The 3,047-nt window shown below is 50.3% G+C and carries 1 rRNA gene; it reads right to left on the bottom strand.

Features of this window, described 5'->3' with window-relative positions:
• Positions 1 to 2,881: ribosomal RNA gene (locus EO115_RS08260) — 23S ribosomal RNA — on the bottom strand; the annotation flags it as partial.
• Positions 2,882 to 3,047: the final 166 nt, after the last annotated feature.

The raw sequence follows: 3,047 nt of genomic DNA, 5'->3' as shown, positions 1-3,047 counted from the left end.
CAGCACTTCCACACCTGGCCTATCAACCATGTCGTCTACATGGGATCTTACTAGCTTATGCTATGAGAAACCTCATCTCAAGGCTGGTTTCACGCTTAGATGCTTTCAGCGTTTATCCGTCCCGAACGTAGCTACCCAACTGTACCCTTGGCAGGATAATTGGTACACCAGCGGTTCGTCCACTCCGGTCCTCTCGTACTAGGAGCAGCCCCCTTCAAGTTTCTTTCGCCCGCGATGGATAGGGACCGAACTGTCTCACGACGTTCTGAACCCAGCTCACGTACCACTTTAATCGGCGAACAGCCGAACCCTTGGGACCTACTTCAGCCCCAGGATGTGATGAGCCGACATCGAGGTGCCAAACCTCCCCGTCGATATGGACTCTTGGGAGAGATTAGCCTGTTATCCCCAGGGTAGCTTTTATCCGTTGAGCGATGGCCCTTCCACTCGGCACCACCGGATCACTAAGCCCGACTTTCGTCCCTGCTCGACTTGTTGGTCTCGCAGTCAAGCTCCCTTCTGCCTTTACACTCTTCGAGCGATTTCCGTCCGCTCTGAGGGAACCTTTGGGCGCCTCCGTTACTCTTTAGGAGGCGACCGCCCCAGTCAAACTGTCCACCTAGGACTGTCCGGAAGGTCGTTACTCTTCCCGTTAGATTTCAATTAATCAAAGGGTGGTATCCCAACAGCGACTCCACTAAGACTAGCGCCCTAGCTTCTACGTCTCCCACCTATCCTGTACATTCATTAACTAAAATCAATCCTAAGTTACAGTAAAGCTCCATGGGGTCTTTCTGTCCAGTCGCGGGTAACCTGCATCTTCACAGGTACTTCAATTTCACCGGGTCCCTCGTTGAGACAGTGCGCAAGTCGTTACACCTTTCGTGCGGGTCGGAACTTACCCGACAAGGAATTTCGCTACCTTAGGACCGTTATAGTTACGGCCGCCGTTTACTGGGGCTTCAATTCAGAGCTTCGGATTACTCCTAACCCCTCCTCTTAACCTTCCAGCACCGGGCAGGTGTCAGCACCTATACGTCAGCTTTCGCTTTAGCAGGCACCTGTGTTTGTGGTAAACAGTCGCTTGCGCCTCTCTTGTGCCACCCATTCATGCTAGAGCCGTTACAAGCTTTCACACTACATGGGTCATCCTTTTCCCGAAGTTACGGATGCATTTTGCCGAGTTCCTTAACGAGGGTTTTCCCGCGCACCTTAGGATTCTCTCCCCGCCTACCTGTGTCGGTTTTGGTACGGGTAGTATGTCTCTACCTAGAAGCTTTTCTCGGCAACTTAGGATCAATTACTTCGCTCTTTTGAGCTCGTCATCACGCCTCAGCTTTTAGAGTAACGGATTTACCTATTACTCAACCTACACGCTTAAACATGCACTTCCAATCGCATGCTAACCTACCTGTTTGCGTCACTCCATCGATCAAACAATTCATACTAGTACAGGAATTTCAACCTGTTGTCCATCGCCTATGCTTTTCCGCCTCGGCTTAGGTCCCGACTTACCCTGAGACGACGATCGTTGCTCAGGAACCCTTAGGCTTTCGGTGGAAAGGATTCTCACCTTTCTTTTCGCTACTCATACCGGCATTCTCACTTCTTACCAGTCCACAGCTCCTTCCGGTACTGCTTCAACCCAATAAGAACGCTCCCCTACCCAATGGTATTGCTACCATTGCCACGACTTCGGCTCTGCATTTTAGCCCCGGACATTTTCGGCGCAGAGTCTCTCGACCAGTGAGCTATTACGCACTCTTTAAATGGTGGCTGCTTCTAAGCCAACATCCTGGTTGTTTTGGAAACTCCACATCCTTTGCCACTTAATGCAGCATTGGGGGCCTTAGTCGGTGGTCTGGGCTGTTTCCCTCTTGACTATGGGCCTTATCACTCATAGTCTGACTCCCATGTATAAGTATAGCCATTCGTAGTTTGACTAGGTTCGGTACCCGGTGTGGGCCCTAGCCCGATCAGAGCTCTACCGCCTATACTCTTTACCATGAGGCTAGCCCTAAAGCTATTTCGGGGAGAACCAGCTATCTCCGTGTTCGATTGGCATTTCACCCCTATCCACAACTCATCCCAAAGCTTTTCAACGCTCACGAGTTCGGTCCTCCACACAATTTTACCTGTGCTTCAACCTGGCCATGGATAGATCACTACGGTTTCGGGTCTACTACCACTAACTATTCGCCCTATTCAGACTCGCTTTCGCTTCGGCTCCACGTTTTCCGCTTAACCTCGCTAGTGACAGTAACTCGCCGGTTCATTCTTCAATAGGCACGCCGTCGACCTGCAATTATACGGTCTTCGACTGTTTGTAGACATACGGTTTCAGGTTCTCTTTCACTCCCCTCCCGGGGTGCTTTTCACCTTTCCCTCACGGTACTATGCGCTATCGGTCCATACTGGTATTTTGCCTTGGAGGGTGGTCCCCCCTGCTTCCCACAAGGTTTCACGTGTCTCGTGGTACTCTGGATACTGCTCCACATATGCAGGATTTCGACTACAGGGCTTTCACCTTCTTCGGCCGACCGTTCCAAGTCGGTTCGTCTATCCCATTTATGCTTGTTAGCAGTCCTCAACCCCGGTCTGGCGAACCAGTCCGGTTTGGGCTCTTCCCCGTTCGCTCGCCGCTACTAAGAGAATCTCGTTTGATTACTTTTCCTCTGGGTACTTAGATGTTTCAGTTCCCCAGGTGCCCTCCTCATACTCTCTGGTATGGGTGACAGAGCTTCACTCTGCCGGGTTCCCCCATTCGGATATCTACGGGTCAATGGTCGCTTGCACCTCTCCGTAGCTTTTCGCAGCTTACCGCGTCCTTCTTCGGCCAGTATAGCCAAGGCATCCACCGTATGCCCTTACTATCTTTACTTGATAGTGACATATGGTTATGTCTTTTGCTTTAGAGTCATCCTTTCGGATGCTCTCACCTTATAAGTTAATTTAGAGAATCTATGTGCTTGGTCTAACCCTTAGAGTCAACTCTAAGAGACCAAATCATAAATTTTTATTATCTTCTATGCAGTTTTCAAAGAACA

This window comes from Veillonella sp. CHU740, assembly GCF_003992055.1.
Lineage (GTDB): Bacteria > Bacillota > Negativicutes > Veillonellales > Veillonellaceae > F0422.
The sequence above is the reverse complement of the archived record's forward strand: the minus strand, read 5'-3'. Positions and strand labels throughout refer to the sequence as shown.